General features: G+C 42.0%; 17 protein-coding genes. 2 read left to right on the top strand and 15 right to left on the bottom strand.

Features of this window, described 5'->3' with window-relative positions:
- Nucleotides 1-292 precede the first annotated feature (292 nt).
- On the bottom strand, nucleotides 293-4,057 hold the full coding sequence (locus LI074_RS09855) for a phosphoribosylformylglycinamidine synthase (protein ID WP_161233459.1): 3,765 nt from the start codon (nucleotides 4,055-4,057) through the stop codon (nucleotides 293-295).
- Between the two features lie 258 nt (nucleotides 4,058-4,315).
- Between LI074_RS09855 and LI074_RS09850 the strand changes: the two genes are divergently transcribed.
- Complete coding sequence (locus LI074_RS09850; RefSeq protein ID WP_008707308.1) at nucleotides 4,316-5,194, top strand: LysR family transcriptional regulator; 879 nt, start codon at nucleotides 4,316-4,318, stop codon at nucleotides 5,192-5,194.
- A 198-nt stretch (nucleotides 5,195-5,392) separates the two neighbouring features.
- Here LI074_RS09850 and LI074_RS09845 read toward each other — a convergent pair whose 3' ends face one another.
- From LI074_RS09845 to LI074_RS09835, 3 genes are all read right to left on the bottom strand, one after another.
- The gene (locus tag LI074_RS09845; RefSeq protein WP_008707307.1) at nucleotides 5,393-6,223 is read right to left on the bottom strand and encodes an Mrp/NBP35 family ATP-binding protein; all 831 of its coding nucleotides are present in this window, start codon (nucleotides 6,221-6,223) and stop codon (nucleotides 5,393-5,395) included.
- 300 nt (nucleotides 6,224-6,523) lie between these two features.
- Nucleotides 6,524-6,871, bottom strand: coding sequence for a metal-sensing transcriptional repressor (locus LI074_RS09840; protein WP_008707305.1), 348 nt, complete (start codon nucleotides 6,869-6,871; stop codon nucleotides 6,524-6,526).
- Nucleotides 6,872-7,001: 130 nt separating this feature from the next.
- Nucleotides 7,002-7,229 (bottom strand): hypothetical protein, encoded by a 228-nt coding sequence (locus LI074_RS09835; RefSeq protein ID WP_019162473.1) that lies wholly within the window; start codon nucleotides 7,227-7,229, stop codon nucleotides 7,002-7,004.
- 352 nt (nucleotides 7,230-7,581) lie between these two features.
- Between LI074_RS09835 and LI074_RS09830 the strand changes: the two genes are divergently transcribed.
- Nucleotides 7,582-8,154, top strand: coding sequence for a xanthine phosphoribosyltransferase (locus LI074_RS09830; protein WP_055052561.1), 573 nt, complete (start codon nucleotides 7,582-7,584; stop codon nucleotides 8,152-8,154).
- A gap of 47 nt (nucleotides 8,155-8,201) precedes the next feature.
- On the opposite strand, the gene LI074_RS09825 is transcribed toward LI074_RS09830, so the two are convergent.
- The 11 genes from LI074_RS09825 to rpsM form a co-directional block, all read right to left on the bottom strand.
- A complete protein-coding gene (locus LI074_RS09825; RefSeq protein WP_265107669.1) occupies nucleotides 8,202-9,716 on the bottom strand; it encodes a substrate-binding domain-containing protein in 1,515 nt (504 codons plus the stop codon).
- Between the two features lie 25 nt (nucleotides 9,717-9,741).
- Nucleotides 9,742-10,383 carry a hypothetical protein gene (locus tag LI074_RS09820; protein ID WP_022380653.1) on the bottom strand — a complete coding sequence of 214 codons (642 nt, stop codon included), beginning with the start codon at nucleotides 10,381-10,383 and terminating at the stop codon, nucleotides 9,742-9,744.
- A gap of 2 nt (nucleotides 10,384-10,385) precedes the next feature.
- Nucleotides 10,386-11,108 carry a type 1 glutamine amidotransferase gene (locus tag LI074_RS09815; RefSeq protein WP_008707293.1) on the bottom strand — a complete coding sequence of 241 codons (723 nt, stop codon included), beginning with the start codon at nucleotides 11,106-11,108 and terminating at the stop codon, nucleotides 10,386-10,388.
- On the bottom strand, nucleotides 11,108-12,442 hold the full coding sequence (locus tag LI074_RS09810; RefSeq protein ID WP_008707292.1) for a MurT ligase domain-containing protein: 1,335 nt from the start codon (nucleotides 12,440-12,442) through the stop codon (nucleotides 11,108-11,110). Before LI074_RS09810 ends, LI074_RS09815 begins: the two co-directional genes overlap by 1 nt.
- A gap of 86 nt (nucleotides 12,443-12,528) precedes the next feature.
- Nucleotides 12,529-12,651 carry a DUF6783 domain-containing protein gene (locus LI074_RS18165; RefSeq protein ID WP_442860836.1) on the bottom strand — a complete coding sequence of 41 codons (123 nt, stop codon included), beginning with the start codon at nucleotides 12,649-12,651 and terminating at the stop codon, nucleotides 12,529-12,531.
- 22 nt (nucleotides 12,652-12,673) lie between these two features.
- Entirely contained in the window at nucleotides 12,674-13,561 is an 888-nt protein-coding gene (locus tag LI074_RS09805; protein WP_265107668.1) for a phosphatidylinositol-specific phospholipase C/glycerophosphodiester phosphodiesterase family protein, read from the bottom strand.
- Nucleotides 13,562-13,845: 284 nt separating this feature from the next.
- Nucleotides 13,846-14,382 carry a bL17 family ribosomal protein gene (locus tag LI074_RS09800; protein WP_008707287.1) on the bottom strand — a complete coding sequence of 179 codons (537 nt, stop codon included), beginning with the start codon at nucleotides 14,380-14,382 and terminating at the stop codon, nucleotides 13,846-13,848.
- A gap of 138 nt (nucleotides 14,383-14,520) precedes the next feature.
- The gene (locus tag LI074_RS09795) at nucleotides 14,521-15,480 is read right to left on the bottom strand and encodes a DNA-directed RNA polymerase subunit alpha (protein ID WP_265107667.1); all 960 of its coding nucleotides are present in this window, start codon (nucleotides 15,478-15,480) and stop codon (nucleotides 14,521-14,523) included.
- Between the two features lie 146 nt (nucleotides 15,481-15,626).
- Nucleotides 15,627-16,220 (bottom strand): 30S ribosomal protein S4, encoded by a 594-nt coding sequence (gene rpsD, locus LI074_RS09790; protein WP_008707284.1) that lies wholly within the window; start codon nucleotides 16,218-16,220, stop codon nucleotides 15,627-15,629.
- A 31-nt stretch (nucleotides 16,221-16,251) separates the two neighbouring features.
- Complete coding sequence (rpsK, locus tag LI074_RS09785) at nucleotides 16,252-16,647, bottom strand: 30S ribosomal protein S11 (RefSeq protein ID WP_008707283.1); 396 nt, start codon at nucleotides 16,645-16,647, stop codon at nucleotides 16,252-16,254.
- A 162-nt stretch (nucleotides 16,648-16,809) separates the two neighbouring features.
- On the bottom strand, nucleotides 16,810-17,178 hold the full coding sequence (gene rpsM / locus LI074_RS09780; RefSeq protein ID WP_008707282.1) for a 30S ribosomal protein S13: 369 nt from the start codon (nucleotides 17,176-17,178) through the stop codon (nucleotides 16,810-16,812).
- Nucleotides 17,179-17,440 lie beyond the last annotated feature (262 nt).

Below are 17,440 nucleotides of genomic sequence, written 5' to 3'. Positions count from 1 at the left end.
TTGCGCGTCTAACTCATCACTGAAAGTAACGAGAATGCGACGCGCAGTTATTCAAAAAAGGGCGCTGCCCAAGCAGCCGCCCTTTCGTTAAATCACATCTTTTTTAGAGACTACACTCTAATCTTCTTCGCTTCTCACTTCACAGCCTACCCAACCAGGCGAATCCGCAAAGTTAATACACTCCTCCACACCACAATCCCGGCGCTGCCCTTAAAAGAAGCGCAAGGGTGGAGTCCAGAGGAGGGACAGCGCTTTCTGTCCTTCCTCTGGGAACCTTCCGTCCAGAAAGAGTTTATTTAAAATATTCCACACCAGACTCGAATATCTTAATATCCTGCTCACCATAGATATTAATAGCAACACCGTCCCCGCGACGTTCGCTATGTGCCATCTTACCAAGGATACGTCCATCCGGGCTGGTAATACCTTCAATGTTCATATAAGAACCATTGACATTCCATTCCTCATCAACACTGAGCTGTCCATCCGGAGTTACATACTGAGTTGCAACCTGTCCGTTTGCAAACAGCTTCTGCAGCCATTCTTCATTTGCAACGAAACGTCCTTCACCATGTGAAGCCGGGTTACAGTATACACCGCCAAGCTGTGCCTTCTGCAGCCAAGGAGATTTATTACTAACAACCTTCGTATAAACCATCTTGGAAATATGGCGTCCGATAGTATTAAATGTCAGTGTAGGAGAATCTGCTTTCTGTCCGCAGATTTCACCGTAAGGTACAAGACCAAGCTTGATCAGAGCCTGGAATCCGTTACAGATACCAAGTGCCAGACCATCTCTCTCATTAATCAGCTTCATAACAGCTTCTTTGATCTTCGCATTCTGGAATGCAGTTGCAAAGAATTTCGCAGAACCATCCGGTTCGTCACCTGCGGAGAATCCGCCCGGGAACATGATGATCTGTGCCTGATCGATTGCTTTCTCAAAAAGCTCTACAGAGTCATGGATATCTTCAGCAGTCAGGTTCTTGAATACTTTTACATCCACCTCTGCACCTGCACGCTCGAATGCACGTGTGCTGTCATACTCGCAGTTTGTTCCAGGGAATACAGGAATAAATACACGAGGTTTTGCAACTTTGTTCTTGCATACATAGATGCTGTCTGCACGATAAAGCTTCTCATCTCTGTCAGCTGCCTCTTTATCATTCTCAGAAGAAACTGTCTTAAATACTTTTTCCAGAGTACCTTTCCATGCATTTTCAGCTTCGTCTACAGTGATCACTGTATTTCCATAGGAGAAGTTACCGTCAGCAGTTACTTCACCGATCACTGTATAAGTAATGGAAAGCTCTCCAACCTTACCATCCGGAACTTCCAGGATAATATCGCCAAATCCAGGTGCAAAGAAATCTCTCGGATCAAGGTTATGCTCAATCTTTACGCCCATGCCATTACCAAATGCCATCTTTGCAACTGCTGCTGCAATACCATGGCGGTCAAGTGCATAAGCAGAAACAACTTTGCCGTCCTGCATATCTTTGTGAAGTTTTTCATACTGATCCATGATTCCTGCATAATCCGGCAGATCATACTGATTCTTCGGTGCACGGAGCCATACCAGTTTGTTTCCTGCTTTCTTTAATTCCGGTGTGATCACATCCTGGATCTTCGCAACGTCAACAGCGAAAGATACCAGTGTCGGAGGTACATCAATATCATTAAATGTACCGGACATACTGTCCTTACCACCGATAGATGGAAGCCCAAATCCCATCTGTGCTGCATAAGCACCGAGAAGTGCTGCGAAAGGCTGGCTCCATCTCTTAGGATCTTCTGTCATACGACGGAAGTATTCCTGGAATGTGAAACGGATTTTCTTATAGTCACCACCTGTAGCCACGATTCTTGCAACGGACTCTGTCACTGCATAAGCAGCTCCGTGATATGGGCTCCAGGAGGATAAATACGGATCAAAGCCATAGCTCATCATGGTTACAGTATCTGTTTTACCATTCTGTACCGGAACCTTTGCTACCATGGACTGAGTCTCTGTAAGCTGATATTTACCACCGTATGGCATAAATACACTGCCTGCTCCGATAGAACCGTCGAACATTTCCACAAGTCCTTTCTGAGAGCATACATTTAAGTCTGCCAGAGTTTCCATCCATTTAGCTTTTACATCAGCTACATCCGGGCGCTCTTCAAAGAGGTTGCCTTCTTTGTTAGGGATTTCTACTTCTACAGTTGTCTCCTGATGTGCACCGTTAGTGTCAAGGAATGCACGGGAAATATTTACGATTTCTTTTCCTCTCCATACAAGTACCAGACGAGGATCCTCTGTTACAACTGCAACCGGAATTGCCTCCAGGTTCTCTTCATTTGCATAGCCAAGGAAAGTATCTACATCTTTCGGGTCAACTACTACAGCCATACGTTCCTGAGATTCGGAGATTGCAATCTCAGTTCCGTCAAGACCTGCATATTTCTTCGGAACCTTGTCAAGGTCTACTCTAAGACCTGCTGCCAGCTCACCGATAGCAACGGAAACACCGCCTGCACCAAAGTCATTACATTTCTTGATAATATGGCTGACTTCTTCACGACGGAACATACGCTGGATCTTACGCTCAGTAGGAGCATTACCTTTCTGTACCTCAGCACCGCACACTTCAATAGAAGCTTCTGTATGAACCTTGGAAGAACCTGTAGCACCACCGATACCGTCACGTCCTGTACGTCCTCCAAGCAAGATAATGATATCTCCCGGATCAGAGTTCTCACGGATAACCGCACGTCTTGGAGCAGCACCCATAACAGCACCGATCTCCATACGTTTTGCCACATAATTTGGATGATAAACTTCTTTTACATAGCCTGTTGCAAGACCGATCTGGTTTCCATAGGAGCTGTAGCCATGAGCTGCGCTTCTTACCAGTTTCTTCTGCGGAAGTTTACCCTTGAGAGTTTCTTTTACAGAAACAGTAGGATCTGCCGCACCAGTTACACGCATTGCCTGATATACATAGGTACGTCCTGAAAGCGGGTCGCGGATCGCACCGCCAAGGCAGGTAGCTGCACCACCGAATGGCTCGATCTCAGTAGGATGGTTATGTGTCTCATTCTTGAAGTTGATCAGCCATTCCTCTTCTTTACCGTCTACGTCTACAGGAACTACAATACTGCAGGCATTGATCTCATCAGATTCTTCCTGGTCAGCAAGCTTTCCTTCTGCTTTCAGTTTCTTCATAGCCATCAGAGCCAGGTCCATCAGGCAGACAAATTTGTCCTTACGGCCCTTGTAAAGTTCTTCTCTGTCAGCAAGATATTTGTTGTAGGTATCTACGATCGGTGCTTTATAATCACCTTCGTCAAATTTTACATCTGTCAGTTCTGTGGAGAAGGTTGTGTGACGGCAATGATCAGACCAGTATGTATCAAGTACACGGATTTCTGTCATGGACGGGTCACGTTTCTCTTCTTCTTTGAAATAATGCTGGATATGCTGGAAATCCTTGAATGTCATTGCAAGATTTAAAGAATCATAAAGTTCCTTTAATTCTGCTTCCGGCATTTCCTTAAATCCGTCAAAAATCTTAACATCTTCCGGTTCCGGGAAAACAGTTACCAGTGTTTCCGGTTTCTGCAGACCTGTCTCACGGGAATCTACAGGGTTGATGCAGTGATGCTTGATAGCATCAAATTCTTCATCTGAAATAGTTCCTTCAATTACATAAGTAGTTGCGGAACGAATGATAGGCTGTGCATTCTCATCCAGGAACTGTACACACTGAACAGCAGAATCTGCTCTCTGGTCAAACTGTCCCGGTAAAAATTCTACAGAGAAGATGCGGGAGCCTTCTGCTGCCTCAAAATTCTCCAGATATAAATCATCTACAGGTGGCTCTGCAAAAACAGTTTTGCATGCTTTATCAAAAACTTCATCAGAAATATTTTCTACATCATAGCGGATCAGCACACGTACTGCTGTTACGGATTTAATTCCCAGATAGCTGCTGACTTCATGTTTTAATTCCTTTGCCTGTACAGCGAAGGCCGGTTTCTTTTCTACATAGACACGTCTTACGTTACTCATAGAAACTCCTTTCTTATGTATGCATTGTTTTAAAAATGCTTGACTATTGCTTCTTTTATAGTATCATAGGAAATATCATTAGTAAAATTAATATATCTTATATTTTTTATTAATACAATTAATTAATCACCGTTCACACTCCACTGTCGACGAGATATTGGGGAATGAATATGCCAAAATCCCGAGACATACAATCTAAAGTTCCATTGCTGTCGACAATTTGTATCATCACATTATTTTATGAAAGGATTTATTTCTATGGATATTAATCTTGAACTATACAAAGTATTCTACTATGTTGCCACCACCCTCAGCTTCTCAGAGGCCTCCCGCCAGCTTTTTATCTCCCAGTCAGCAGTCAGCCAGTCCATTAAAACTCTGGAAAAGAAGCTAAATCATCCTCTTTTTATCCGCAGTACCAAGAAAGTATTGTTAACTCCTGAAGGAGAACTTCTGCTCCAGCATGTAAAACCGGCTCTCCAGCTTCTGGACGAGGGAGAATCTCTCCTGTCAGGAGACAATCTGCTGAAAGGCCAGTTGCGTATTGCTGCCAGCGATACGATCTGCCGGTATTTTCTCATTGATTATCTTCAGAAATTCCATCAGACCTACCCGGATGTCCGTATCAAAGTCACAAACAGTACCTCCATCGGCTGTGCAGAGCTTCTGGAGAAAGGTCAGGCAGATCTGATTGTATGCAACTGTCCTAATTCCAGACTTGGCAGTCATTTTCAGACACGTGTGCTAAAAGAATTCCACGATGTATTCGTTGCCAATACGGATTACTTTCCTGTACACACTGTTCAGACCGAACTGCAGGAGCTTCTGAACTATCCAATCCTGATGCTTTCCCCCAAAAGTACCACCAGTGAATATCTGCGAGAGGCATTCACAGCACATAATCTCAAGCTTCTTCCTGAAGTAGAGTTAAACAGTAATGACCTGCTTCTGGATCTGGCACGGATTGGACTGGGGATTGCCTGTGTTCCTGATTATATGTTAAAAGAAAATGATCAGCTGACACCGCTCATGTTAAAAGAGCCTCTTCCCGGACGTCAGCTTATACTTGCCCAGCATGACAGTCTTACTGTCTCTCAGGCTGCTGAACGCTTTATTGAAATGTTTACTTCCATATGATCATCATACTCATCAAAAAATTTCCTTCGAAAATACTACAGATAATTTTTTACAGGATTTTCATACTATAAAATTTCCATACTATGAAATTTCTATGCTGCAGTTGCAAAGCCTTTGTACAATAAAAGAAGTTCTCACTCAGTACTGAAACAACAATTTTTGTAATCGCGTTTCTTACTGAATGAGAACTTCTTTTTCTTATTTCGGCATTACAGCCAGTGCATCAGTAATATACTGATTATCGATTGCTGCAAAGAATCCGCCGTCTGCCTTGGTTGCATAATCCATATCAATCGGCATTTTTCCAAGTACAGGAACCTTCAGCTCTGCTGCGATCTCATCAATATGGCTCTCACCAAAGACTTTGATCTCTTTTCCGCAGTCCGGACATTTCACATAGCTGTAGTTTTCTACGATTCCAAGTACCGGTATCTTCATCATCTCAGCCATATTAAAGGCTTTCTTAACGATCATCTTAACCAGATCCTGAGGTGATGTTACGATCACGATTCCTTCGATCGGCAGAGACTGGAATGCTGTAAGCGGAACATCACCTGTTCCAGGAGGCATATCCACAAACAGATAGTCTACGTCGCCCCAGATAACATCTGTCCAGAACTGTTTTACCATATTTGCAAGAACCGGACCTCTCCAGATTACAGGAGTATCCTCTGTGGGAAGCAGAAGGTTGATGGACATTACCTTGATCCCGTTTTTTGTGATCATCGGGTAGATACCTTCATCATTTGCCATTGCTGCACCCTTTAATCCATACATTTTCGGAATGGACGGTCCTGTGATATCCGCATCCAGGATACCGACTTTGTATCCCTGTGCTGCCATCATGTTTGCCAGAGAGCCTGTTACGAAGGATTTACCAACTCCACCCTTTCCGCTGACAACCCCGATCACATGTTTTACATTTGACTGAGCATTCATTTCTGCCTGAAAGCTCTGCTGTTTCTTGCTGCTTGAACAACCTTCGCAGCTTGCTTTGTCGCATGAAGTGTTGTTACATTCTTTTGCCATAATTAATCTTCTCCTTTATATTTACGCACTGCTGTACTGAAAAAATATTGTTACTGTTCACTCCGTTCACAGTAACGTAGCCAAAATTCATTCCAGATTGCCTACGGCAATGGAATTTTGGCTTGTATGTCTCGGGATTTTGGCATATTCATGCCAAAACACCTCGCGGGATAGTGGTGTGTGAACAATAACAAAATATTCTCTATTGCCAGTGTGGAGCGTGTCTGAAAAATCATTCCCACAAATTGTGACGCACATCTTGCGTAAAGCATTTTTCAAACAAGCTCCAGAGTACGCATATTACTTTACAAATCTGTCAATTGCTACCTCAAGTTCTTTAATTGCCTCTTTATCACCATGTTCCACTGCATCTACGATACAGTGTTCGATATGATCCTGCAGAATGATCTTACCTGTATTATTGATAGCAGATTTCACTGCTGAAAGCTGTATCAGAACTTCCGCACAGTCTCTTCCGTCCTCTATCATACGTTTGATAGATTCCATATGTCCGATTGCTCTGGACATACGATTCAGCACTGCCTTTGTATGCGCATGACTGTGATGATGCCCATGCTCCCCATGAGAATGTTCAACTACCGTCCCATCCTCCAGTACATGCGTATGTGTCTTTTGTTCCTCGGCCATAACATTCCCCTTTCTCTTTCAGAATATCCGATTCTTTACCGCTTATCTGTCTTTATATCCTCACACACTGTCTGTGGCTTTCCTGCTTACAGCACTTCCGTACAGCGTAAATGATATTATACCACATTTGTCAAATTTCTGTAAAGGAGCAACGCTGTTTTATTTGTGAAGTCGTAATATCAAAAATAATGGTTCCATCCTCCAGGACAGTTTTTTCATAGGAAACTTCTTTTCCTTTGAATTTATTTCTGATATATTCTTCCGGATCCTCAAGTTCCAACTCTTCCACAAAAACATCACGCATCTGATTCCGCGGACATTTATTAAAAATTTCCCATATCAGTTCATATTCTTTCATATTCCATCTCCAGTCCGTAAGACGGATATTCACAATCCGTTTCACTATTTAGCCCTCTTCGGCTGATTTACGGCAATCTGCACAGATTGTCCTGCGGTTTTTCCCAACCAGTCTGAGACTATTATAATTATTTTTAGATTTTTTGTCAAAAATAATTGCATGAAGACGAATTATAGCGTATCATAGTCTATAATTATCAAAACAGCAATGTTACTGTTCATTTTGCAGCCTGATGTTTTTTTGAATTCTGCATATTCACAGTAACTGTAACTATTCAGTACTTTCGGGAAGCAGTGTACCGGATAGTTACCGACAGCTACAAACTAATTACATATATAAAGGAGAGAAATCTATGAAGCTTTTAAAAGACCGAATTCTTAAGGATGGAGTTGTAAAACCGGGAAATATTTTAAAAGTAGACAGTTTCTTAAATCATCAGATGGATATTACCCTCATCAATGAAATCGGCAAAGAATTCAAACGCCGCTTCTCCGACTGTCCAATCACTAAAATCCTTACAATTGAAGCATCCGGTATCGGTATCGCCTGTATTGCTGCACAGTACTTTGATGTACCTGTAGTTTTTGCCAAGAAAGCACAGAGCGTGAATCTGGATGGAGAAATGTATACAACTAAAGTAGAATCTTTCACTCATAAAAAAGTATATGATGTGATCCTTTCCAAGAAGTTTCTCGGACCTGAAGATCATGTACTTCTGATTGATGATTTCCTTGCTAACGGATGTGCACTTCTCGGCCTGATCGATATTGTTAAGAAATCAGGGGCAACTCTTGAAGGAGCCGGTATTGTTATTGAGAAAGGATTCCAGCATGGCGGTCAGGAGATCCGCGATATGGGAATACGTCTTGAATCTCTTGCCATTGTTGATTCCATGACAGACGATTCCTTAACCTTCAGAGATTAACTATAAAAGGATGGGAAAACCCATCCTTTTTTTGTTCTATGAATTCTTTATTTTTTCTGATCTGATGTTTTCTCCACTTTTGAGTTATCTTCGGAATCATAGATCAGATTTTCTCTCGTTTCACCTTCTGATTTATCTTCTGTTTCGGGAGTTGGTGTCACTTCTTTTGAATCTTCCTCTGAGGCTGTCTTTAATGTCACTTTCGGCACAGGTGTTGCCTCTGGTGTCGGTGTGGAATCAGGAGCGATCTCATCTTCCGTATAAGTTCCGTTATCCACAAGAATCTGATAATTATCCTTGTCGATCATCTGTGCTCCACATGTAAAAGTTCCCACAATCTTTACTCCGTTATCATACTGTGAATAATCTTTTACGTCAACTTTCTCTCCTGTCAGATAGTCAATGGCCATCTGTGCTCCGCCCTTAGCCAGTTCCTTACGGTCCATAAACATGGTAAATGACATTTTACCTGCTGCAATATCCTTTACTGCCTGTGCCTCACTGCCATATCCTGTGATCATCGGCCATTCATCACTTCCCGGTTCCAGACCACTGTCACTTAAAATTTCCTCTGCAGCATAAGCAAATCCGTCATATGCAGTACAGATAATATCCGGAGCCTTCTCCTCTGCATAAAACTCACTTATAATCGAATCAAGTTTTGTCTTTGCAGATGTCTCGCTCCATCTCATGATTCCTGTATCATCAAATGACGTATTTCCGGATTTACATACAAGTGTTCCATCATCCAGATATTCCTGAAGCCCTTCCTGGATTCCATTACACAGAAACAGTGCAGCATTGTCATCCGGAGATCCCATGAGAAATTCTATTGTATAAGACTTCTTATCCTCTCTGGCTTTATCCAGATCCATTTTTTTGATAATTTCTTTGGCAATATCCTTTCCTATTGCTCTGGTATCATAAGTTGCATAATAATTGATATCCGCAGTATCCCGGATCAGACTGTCATAGGAAATAACCGGTATTTCCTGCTCTTTGGCAGTTTTCAGGATATCTGTCAGACCATAGGAATCTACCGGATCAATGATCAGGGCAGAAACCTGCTCATCAATAAATTCCTGAATCTGGGAAATCTGAAGCGCAGGATCGCCACCGGCATTCTTCACATCTGCCTCATATCCTCCATCTTCAATCTGCGAAGTCATCTCTTCGCTGTCAATTTTTGCATCCTCATCGTCATCAGAAAGAAGCACACCTATCTTTCCGGCAGAAGCTTCCGTTACCTCAGCATCTTCCTCTGATTCATCATCTGAATCTTTTCCTGAAGAATCTCCGTCTTCTTCCTCATTCACTGATGTCTCTTTATTGTCTTCGTCTGATTTTGCACTGTCTCCTGCCTTGCTGCTGTCATCGGCATCAGAAGCATTTTTATTTTCTGCCTCTACTTTTTCACCTTCCTCAGTTACTTCGCCTACGCCCTCTTCTTCTACCTGGGCGCTTTCATTTGCTGCTTCTTTTGCCTCATTCTTCCCGCAGGCAGACAGGAACATGGAGGATACCATTATTCCAAGCAGAATAGCTGTTGCTCTTCTTTTCATAATACGATCCTTTCTGATATCATATTTATTTATCAATTCCCTTATAATCTTTTGCAATGTTCTTCAGATAATCCCGATAGGCAACGGCTGCTTTCTTTGGTTTCAGAATATGTACATTTCTTCCCATAGAAGTCAACCATCCAAAAAATGCCTTATCAACCACAACCTCAACAGTTACAATAAAATTATCCTCCCCCTTTATTTTGCAGAAAATCTCCGAGCCAAAGGTACGCTGGATTTTTTTCTTTGTAGAATTCTGACATACAAGCCTGATTTCTTTTATATTCTCTCCTGTTTGGGAGGGTGTCGGAGCACTGATCTTTGCAGGTGCTTCAGATTCTTTTCCAATCTGTTCCTGCACATTTTCAGATTTCTCTCCTGTTTCGCCATCCGGCTGATGTATTATCGTATTATCCGCTTCTGTTTTATCTGAAGCGGATTTTTCCTCATAATATCCGCCTTCCCGTCCTCTTCTGTAATGTATATCCATTCCAAAATCACGCAGGGTTTCCATATCATCATAAATACTCTTTCGCTCAGCTCGAATCCCCTGTTCTTCCAGTTTTGCCAGAATCTCCTGCATGGTGACAGGATTTTGGCTGGTTGTCTCAGACAGCATTTTCTGCAGATACAGTATTTTTCCTTTTTGATTACATGATTTCGCCATAATTATCCTCTTACAAATCTATGGTATATATAGTCATTTGCTTCTTTTTCCTGACTGTCATCTAACGGTGTAAGTTCTGTTTCTTTTCCATACTTTCTTTCCAGCGCATGTTGAATGAGCCAGTCTGCAAGCTGCGGATTCTTCGGAAGTAACGGTCCATGCAGATAAGTCCCTATCACATTCTTATATACTACGCCTTCATAGCCTGACTTACCGTCATTTCCTGCACCGTAAAGTACTTTTCCCAGTGGTTTGTTATTATTAATGCAGGTTCTTCCTCCATGATTCTCAAATCCAACGATCGGCATATCAAACAGCTCACTCTGCAGAACGATATTCTGGATCAGACGGCCTTCGCCCTGCTCTGTATACAAGTCTACCAGGTCCAGTCCTTTCATGTTTCCCTGATCTGTTTTGTAATACTTCCCAAGTAACTGATAGCCACCGCAGATTGCAATGACAACGCCGTTATCTTCCACATAAGCCTTAAAATCCGGTTGGATTTTCTGTAGCTTCTCACATACGATCATCTGTTCTCTGTCCGAACCGCCACCCAGAAGTACGATATCAAGCTTCGAGAAATCTATTTTATCATCCAGCTCAAACGGTATGGTCTCAGCCTCAATCCCACGCCACTGGCATCTCTTCATCAGACACTGGATATTACCTCTGTCACCATAAAGATTCAGAAGATCCGGATATAAATGTCCTATTGTAATTTTCATTATTTCTCGCCCTCCAGTCTCTTCAGAATATTTCTGGTACTGAATAATGCTGTATAGTTTACCAGCACATACAAATTCCCCACTCCGTCCTCTACTCTGTCGCGGATTGCTTTCTCAACATCGCCCTCGAGGACAGACGGGATATCCACATATTTCAGCCGCAGACGCATATCCTGACAGCGGATACCGCTTACAGTAATAGATTTCACTGAATCATTTCCGAGAAGATCAAAGTCAACATCCCAGAGCCAGGAAATATCTGTTCCATCCTGAGCATTATCATTGATCGCAATAATGATGTCCTTCGGTGCCTGATCCTGCATCACTGCGGAAATATTCTGATTAAATCCCGCCGGATTCTTGGCAAGATTTAAGGTTACTCCTGTTCCCTTAATGCGAAACTGCTCCATACGTCCGTTTTCCGGATTAAATCTGCGGAGCATATCCCCGAAATGCTCTCCCGCAAATCCCGCAGTCCTCACTCCCGCATAAGCTGCCAGTATATTATACACATTATAAAATCCCTTATAATTTGCTACAATGTGTTTTCCTTCTACACAAAAGCTAAGCTGGTCGCCTACCTTTACATCCTCCGCATCAAAATCCGGCTTCGGTCTTGCAAATCCGCATTTTGGACAATAATAATCTCCCAGCTGGCTGTAATGATAGAAACGATATTCCAGTTTTTCACCGCATCGCTTACAGAAACGTCCTTCCCTGATTTCATTTGCCGCAGATTTGATCACCGGTTTACTGATACCATAAGTTACATATGGATTCCCGGAATCCATGGCAAGATATGCGGATAATGCATCATCACCGTTTACAATAATCTGCATCTTCGGAACCTTGCGCATCATTTCTTCCAGAATGTTCATAGTGATATCAATCTCTCCGTATCTGTCAAGCTGGTCGCGGAAAAGATTTGTCAGAAGCATATAGTCCGGTTTGATTCTCGGAAAAATATGTCTGGTGGATGCTTCATCGGCCTCAATGCATGCATAGTCCGCATCAATCTTACCATTCCATTTCGAAGCCAGCACAAATGCGGCAACAACTCCATTGAGCATATTGGAACCTGTATGGTTACAGATTACTTTCTGTCCTTCCGCTTCCAGTGCCGCACAGAGCATATTGTTGGTAGTTGTCTTTCCATTTGTACCGCAGGTTGCAAAAATAGCCTTTCGTACCTGTGAGGAAAGCTGTTCCAGAATGTCCGGACAGATCTTAATCGCCACTTTTCCTGCCCAGGTCACACCCTGTCTTCCCATTTTCTTACATACGTATCCTACAAATTTTGCTGCACAGACAGCAATCATTACTCTTATTTTCATTGTGTATGATAATTTCCTTTATAATATAATCTTTGTTATTGCCGCTTATTTAAAATTCTTTTTGCTCCTGATATCTTTGCCCTTATTCATCCCGCTACGGCAACCGAATTCGAGCAAAATATACCGCAAAGTGGGGCGTGCAGATTGCGGGAATGATTTTTCAGACACTCTCTAGAACAGCTACAGCTATAATAATCCTCTATGGCCATTTCATAATGCCGCCAGGACAGATCAGTTAAACATAGTATCCTGCAGATAGTCTGAGCATACACCTGCCGCACCCTCTTGCATATAATATTGTGCTTCCTTCAGGTCATTCACAGTATAAATATATAACCTGATCCCTTTTTTGTCAAAAATCTCCTGCACATCCTCTGACCAGTATTTATAATAGACTGTAGCTGCCTGAATATTTTTTTCTTTACAGAATGCTGCGATCTCAGTCAGTTCTTCTGTAGAATATTCCTGCCATAAGGAATAAATATATCCAGGAAAATCATACAGCAGTGCTGTTCCGGCAAACATTGCCTGATTATAGATTTCCGGTATGATCTGCCCCATCACATCCGGAACACCTGCCGCTTCTGCAAGTTCGATATAATCAGCATAGTCCTCCACCGTCTTCTGATAATTACGGACAGAATACTGCTTGGAATCCAGCATCACAAAAGTATCCGGATAATCGCTCAGCAGCACCAGCAGATCTTCAAATGTTATAGGAGTATATTTTCCATAAATGGGCTGGGATAAGAATTCCTCTGAGGACAGAACTTTCTTTTCATCGCCTTCCCATTGTCCAAGAGACTGATACCAGCTATGGCGGCACACCCATACATTGTCAGATGTCTTCACAAGATCAACTTCAAACAACCTGCACCCCATCTGATAGCCTGCCAGAAAACTCTCTTTTGAATTCAGATAGGTTTTATCACCAATCCCTCCCAGTGCATGTGCGATCGTTTTATAATTTTCCCACTTAAATTCAGGTGTGGTGGCAGATATGGAATAAGCATCATTTCCCCACAGAAACAGTGTAACAGCCAGTAATTCCACCAACAACAAAAACATCCTGATGAAATAACCAAATCCTGATCGTTTCTTTTTCGTATTCTGCCTCAATTTTTCAATCTCCTGCCGGTCATTTGTATTCCTCGCTTATCTTTTGCTCTCGTATTTTGTAACAGTCCAATGTCTTATTTAACACTTCTTCATCAATATGGTTTTTATATACTCTACGTATTTTACGCTATCTGGCTCAAATAATCAAGGGTAATAAACGGTTATGTTACAAGGAAGTGATTTCCTATAGCATAACAAAAAAACTGCATATATACGGCATGAACACCATACATATGCAGTCTTATCATCGTCTGGACAAATATAAAATCGAAAATCTGGCTGGATTATACTAATTCGATCAGTACTTCCATTGCAGCATCGCCTTTACGCGGTCCGATCTTAACGATTCTTGTGTAACCACCGTTACGGTCAGCGTATTTTGGAGCGATCTCATCGAACATCTTAGCAACCATATCTACGTCTTTAGTGTTTTTCTTTCTTCCGGCACCCTTTGCAGGTACTTCTTTAACCGGGTAGAAAACTTTCATCATCTGACGACGAGCGTGAAGTCTGGAAGGAGCATCTTTCTTGATCTCTTTCTGTACTTCATCGTATACAGTTTTCTTCTTTCCGTCAACAACTTCTTTTACTCTCTTGCCTTCAGCATCTTTACGAGCAACTTTAGCAGTTACAGTAACAGTTTCGAAGTTATCTTTTTCACGAACAGCCATAGCTACAAGGCCTTCTGCGATTTTACGGATTTCTTTTGCTTTAGCTTCTGTAGTAACAATTTTTCCATGATATAAAAGGCTTGTTACCTGGCTTCTCAGTAATGCTTTTCTCTGGTCAGAAGTTCTGCTTAATTTTCTATATTTTGCCATTTAATTTTCCTCCATCTGTGGGACAGCCGGGCACGCTTGTTCGGTCTTACTGTCCGACTGCTTAGGCATCCCCACCGTATAATATCTCTTTGCTAACTGGTTATTGTTCCCTTAGAGAACCAATAACCTGATCAATTCTTACTCTTCTGCAGGCTGAAGCTGTAAGCCCAGCTCTTTCAGTTTCGCAAGAACTTCTTCTAATGATTTACGTCCAAGGTTACGAACCTTCATCATATCATCAGAAGTCTTGTTACATAATTCTTCAACTGTATTAATACCGGCTCTCTTCAAGCAGTTATAGGAACGAACAGATAACTCAAGTTCATCAATGCTCATTTCCAGGACTTTTTCTTTCTCATTGTCTTCTTTCTCGATCATAACCTCAGCGGTCTTTGCATTCTCGGAAAGGTCAATGAAAAGGCTCAAGTGCTCGCTTAATACTTTTGCTGCAAGGCTTACCGCCTCATCCGGATCAAGTGTACCGTTTGTATACACATCCAGTGTCAGCTTATCATAATCGGTTACCTGACCAACACGTGTATTCTCTACAGTCATGTTGACTCTGTCTACCGGTGTATAGATAGCATCAACTGCAAGTACACCAATCGGCATATCATCAGATTTACCTTTATCAGCACTGATATATCCGCGGCCTTTTGTAATAGTAAGCTCCATAGCAAGTCTGCAGTCCTTGCCACCGTTTAAAGTAGCAATCACCTGATCCGGATTCATGATCTCGATATCCTGATCAGCCTGGATATCAGCTGCAGTTACAACACCTTTTCCTTCACATTCGATGTATGCGGTTTTCGACTCATTGTCTGTGCTGTGGTTCTTAATAGCAAGGCTCTTCAGATTCATGATAATATCGCTCACGTCTTCTTTTACGCCCGGAATGGAGCTGAATTCGTGAAGCACACCATCAATTTTAACCTGGCTTACAGCTGCACCCGGCAGGGAAGACAGCATAATTCTTCTTAAAGAATTTCCAAGTGTAGTTCCATATCCTCTTTCCAGAGGCTCAACTACGAATCTGCCAAATTTTTTATCTTCAGATAATTCGGTAATCTCGATCTTAGGTTTATTAAAATCAAACACTATAGGGTTCCCTCCTTCTGGGTTAATAAAAGTTTGAGGGGTATTCATTCAAATACTACAATTCAGCGGAAGATAATAATCAACCACTGAATCGTATAAATAATAGAAATATTACCAGGTAATTTTCTATGATATAATCCTATGGATTATTTGGAGTACAACTCGACGATAAGCATCTCGTTTACAGGAACATCAATTGCTTCTCTGTTAGGAAGTTCTTTTACAGTTCCTTTTAAGTTCTCCTGATCTACATCGATCCATTCCGGAACAAGACGTCCGCCAGTTACTTCAAGGATACCTTTGTATCTTTCAGAACCTTTGGATTTTTCTCTGATCTCGATCTGATCACCGGCTTTTACAAGGTAGGAAGGAATGTTTACACATTTTCCGTTTACAAGTACATGCTTGTGGTCAACAATCTGACGAGCTTCTTTTCTTGTTCTTGCAAATCCCATACGGAATACTACATTGTCAAGTCTGCTCTCAAGAAGGATCATAAGGTTTGCACCAGTCTGTCCAGGCATTCTGTCAGCTTTGTCGTAGTAGTTGTGGAAAGGTTTTTCCAGAACTCCGTAGATGAATTTTGCTTTCTGTTTTTCTCTTAACTGTAAACCATACTCAGACATTTTACGATTTGCACGTTTTAACTGTCTTGTGGATTTTTTATCAATTCCTAAATAAATCGGATCCAGGCCAAGGGATCTGCATCTTTTCAGAACAGGCACTCTATTTACTGCCATTTCTCAAATACCTCCTAATATTCTAAATCAATTAGACTCTTCTGCGTTTTGGTGGGCGGCAACCGTTGTGTGGTACCGGAGTTACGTCGCGGATGCTTGTTACTTCCAGTCCGCAAGCCTGAAGGGCACGGATTGCAGCTTCACGTCCAGAACCTGGTCCTTTTACCATAACATCTACAGTTTTTAAACCATGAATAAGTGCAGCTTTTGTTGCAGTCTCAGCTGCCATCTGTGCTGCATAAGGAGTAGATTTTCTTGAACCTCTAAATCCAAGACCACCAGCACTTGCCCATGAAAGAGCGTTTCCTTCATTGTCAGTCAGAGTAACAATTGTATTGTTGAAAGAAGACTGAATATGTGCCTGTCCGTGTTCAACGTTTTTCTTGACACGACGTTTTGCAGTCGCTTTTTTAGTCACTTTAGCCATTTTAAAACTAACCTACACTTTCCTATTTATCAATCAAATATATGTTACAAGAAACACCATGTCCACTAAATTCATTTCCTCGCTTCGCTCGTCATTCATCAAGTGTCCATGCAAGCTTCCTCATAAGATCAGCCTACGCTTATCAAATGTTTAAAGCTTTATTTATTTCTTCTTATTAGCTACTGTTCTCTTAGGACCTTTACGTGTTCTGGCGTTGGTCTTAGTCTTCTGACCACGAACCGGAAGTCCTTTACGATGACGGATACCTCTGTAGCATCCGATTTCCTGCAGTCTCTTAATGTTGAGGGCGATTTCTCTACGAAGGTCACCTTCTACTGTCATTGTTTCATCAATAACTGCGCTGAGTCTCTTTACTTCGTCATCAGTCAAATCTCTGACACGTGTGTCAGGATTAACTTCTGCCTTTGCAAGGATTTTGTCTGCGCTTGGTCTACCAATACCATAAATGTAGGTAAGACCGATTTCAATACGTTTTTCTCTTGGTAAGTCTACACCAGCTATACGAGCCATGTACTGTTTCCTCCATCTTCTACTTTGAAAGTCCTTAATGCCTGTACATCACTTACCCTCGCGAATTCTCTCACTCAAGTAAGGTGAAATGGGATGTATCGGACACATCACTTCCTTATTTCTCAGTTCCTAATTGGGGTGCCTCGGTAAAACACCCAGCTGCAATTGGCGAAAAGCAGCCTTTCCGAATTACTGCGGCCAACGGGCCAACGTTGCCTCTCGGTATTAGGCAATACATGCTAAAACTATCTTAACAGTCTGA

Source organism: Blautia sp. MSK18_10, from assembly GCF_020553185.1.
Taxonomy (GTDB): Bacteria; Bacillota; Clostridia; order Lachnospirales; family Lachnospiraceae; genus Blautia_A; species Blautia_A wexlerae.
This window is presented reverse-complemented; position numbering and strand designations above follow the sequence as displayed.

Coding starts and splice junctions, on each gene's coding strand:
- LI074_RS09855 (WP_161233459.1), bottom strand. CDS start 4,057: ATGAGTAACGTAAGACGTGTCTATGTAGAAAAGAAACCGGCCTTCGCT.
- LI074_RS09850 (WP_008707308.1), top strand. CDS start 4,316: ATGGATATTAATCTTGAACTATACAAAGTATTCTACTATGTTGCCACC.
- LI074_RS09845 (WP_008707307.1), bottom strand. CDS start 6,223: ATGGCAAAAGAATGTAACAACACTTCATGCGACAAAGCAAGCTGCGAA.
- LI074_RS09840 (WP_008707305.1), bottom strand. CDS start 6,871: ATGGCCGAGGAACAAAAGACACATACGCATGTACTGGAGGATGGGACG.
- LI074_RS09835 (WP_019162473.1), bottom strand. CDS start 7,229: ATGAAAGAATATGAACTGATATGGGAAATTTTTAATAAATGTCCGCGG.
- LI074_RS09830 (WP_055052561.1), top strand. CDS start 7,582: ATGAAGCTTTTAAAAGACCGAATTCTTAAGGATGGAGTTGTAAAACCG.
- LI074_RS09825 (WP_265107669.1), bottom strand. CDS start 9,716: ATGAAAAGAAGAGCAACAGCTATTCTGCTTGGAATAATGGTATCCTCC.
- LI074_RS09820 (WP_022380653.1), bottom strand. CDS start 10,383: ATGGCGAAATCATGTAATCAAAAAGGAAAAATACTGTATCTGCAGAAA.
- LI074_RS09815 (WP_008707293.1), bottom strand. CDS start 11,108: ATGAAAATTACAATAGGACATTTATATCCGGATCTTCTGAATCTTTAT.
- LI074_RS09810 (WP_008707292.1), bottom strand. CDS start 12,442: ATGAAAATAAGAGTAATGATTGCTGTCTGTGCAGCAAAATTTGTAGGA.
- LI074_RS18165 (WP_442860836.1), bottom strand. CDS start 12,651: ATGGCCATAGAGGATTATTATAGCTGTAGCTGTTCTAGAGAGTGTCTG.
- LI074_RS09800 (WP_008707287.1), bottom strand. CDS start 14,382: ATGGCAAAATATAGAAAATTAAGCAGAACTTCTGACCAGAGAAAAGCA.
- rpsD (WP_008707284.1), bottom strand. CDS start 16,220: ATGGCAGTAAATAGAGTGCCTGTTCTGAAAAGATGCAGATCCCTTGGC.
- rpsK (WP_008707283.1), bottom strand. CDS start 16,647: ATGGCTAAAGTGACTAAAAAAGCGACTGCAAAACGTCGTGTCAAGAAA.
- rpsM (WP_008707282.1), bottom strand. CDS start 17,178: ATGGCTCGTATAGCTGGTGTAGACTTACCAAGAGAAAAACGTATTGAA.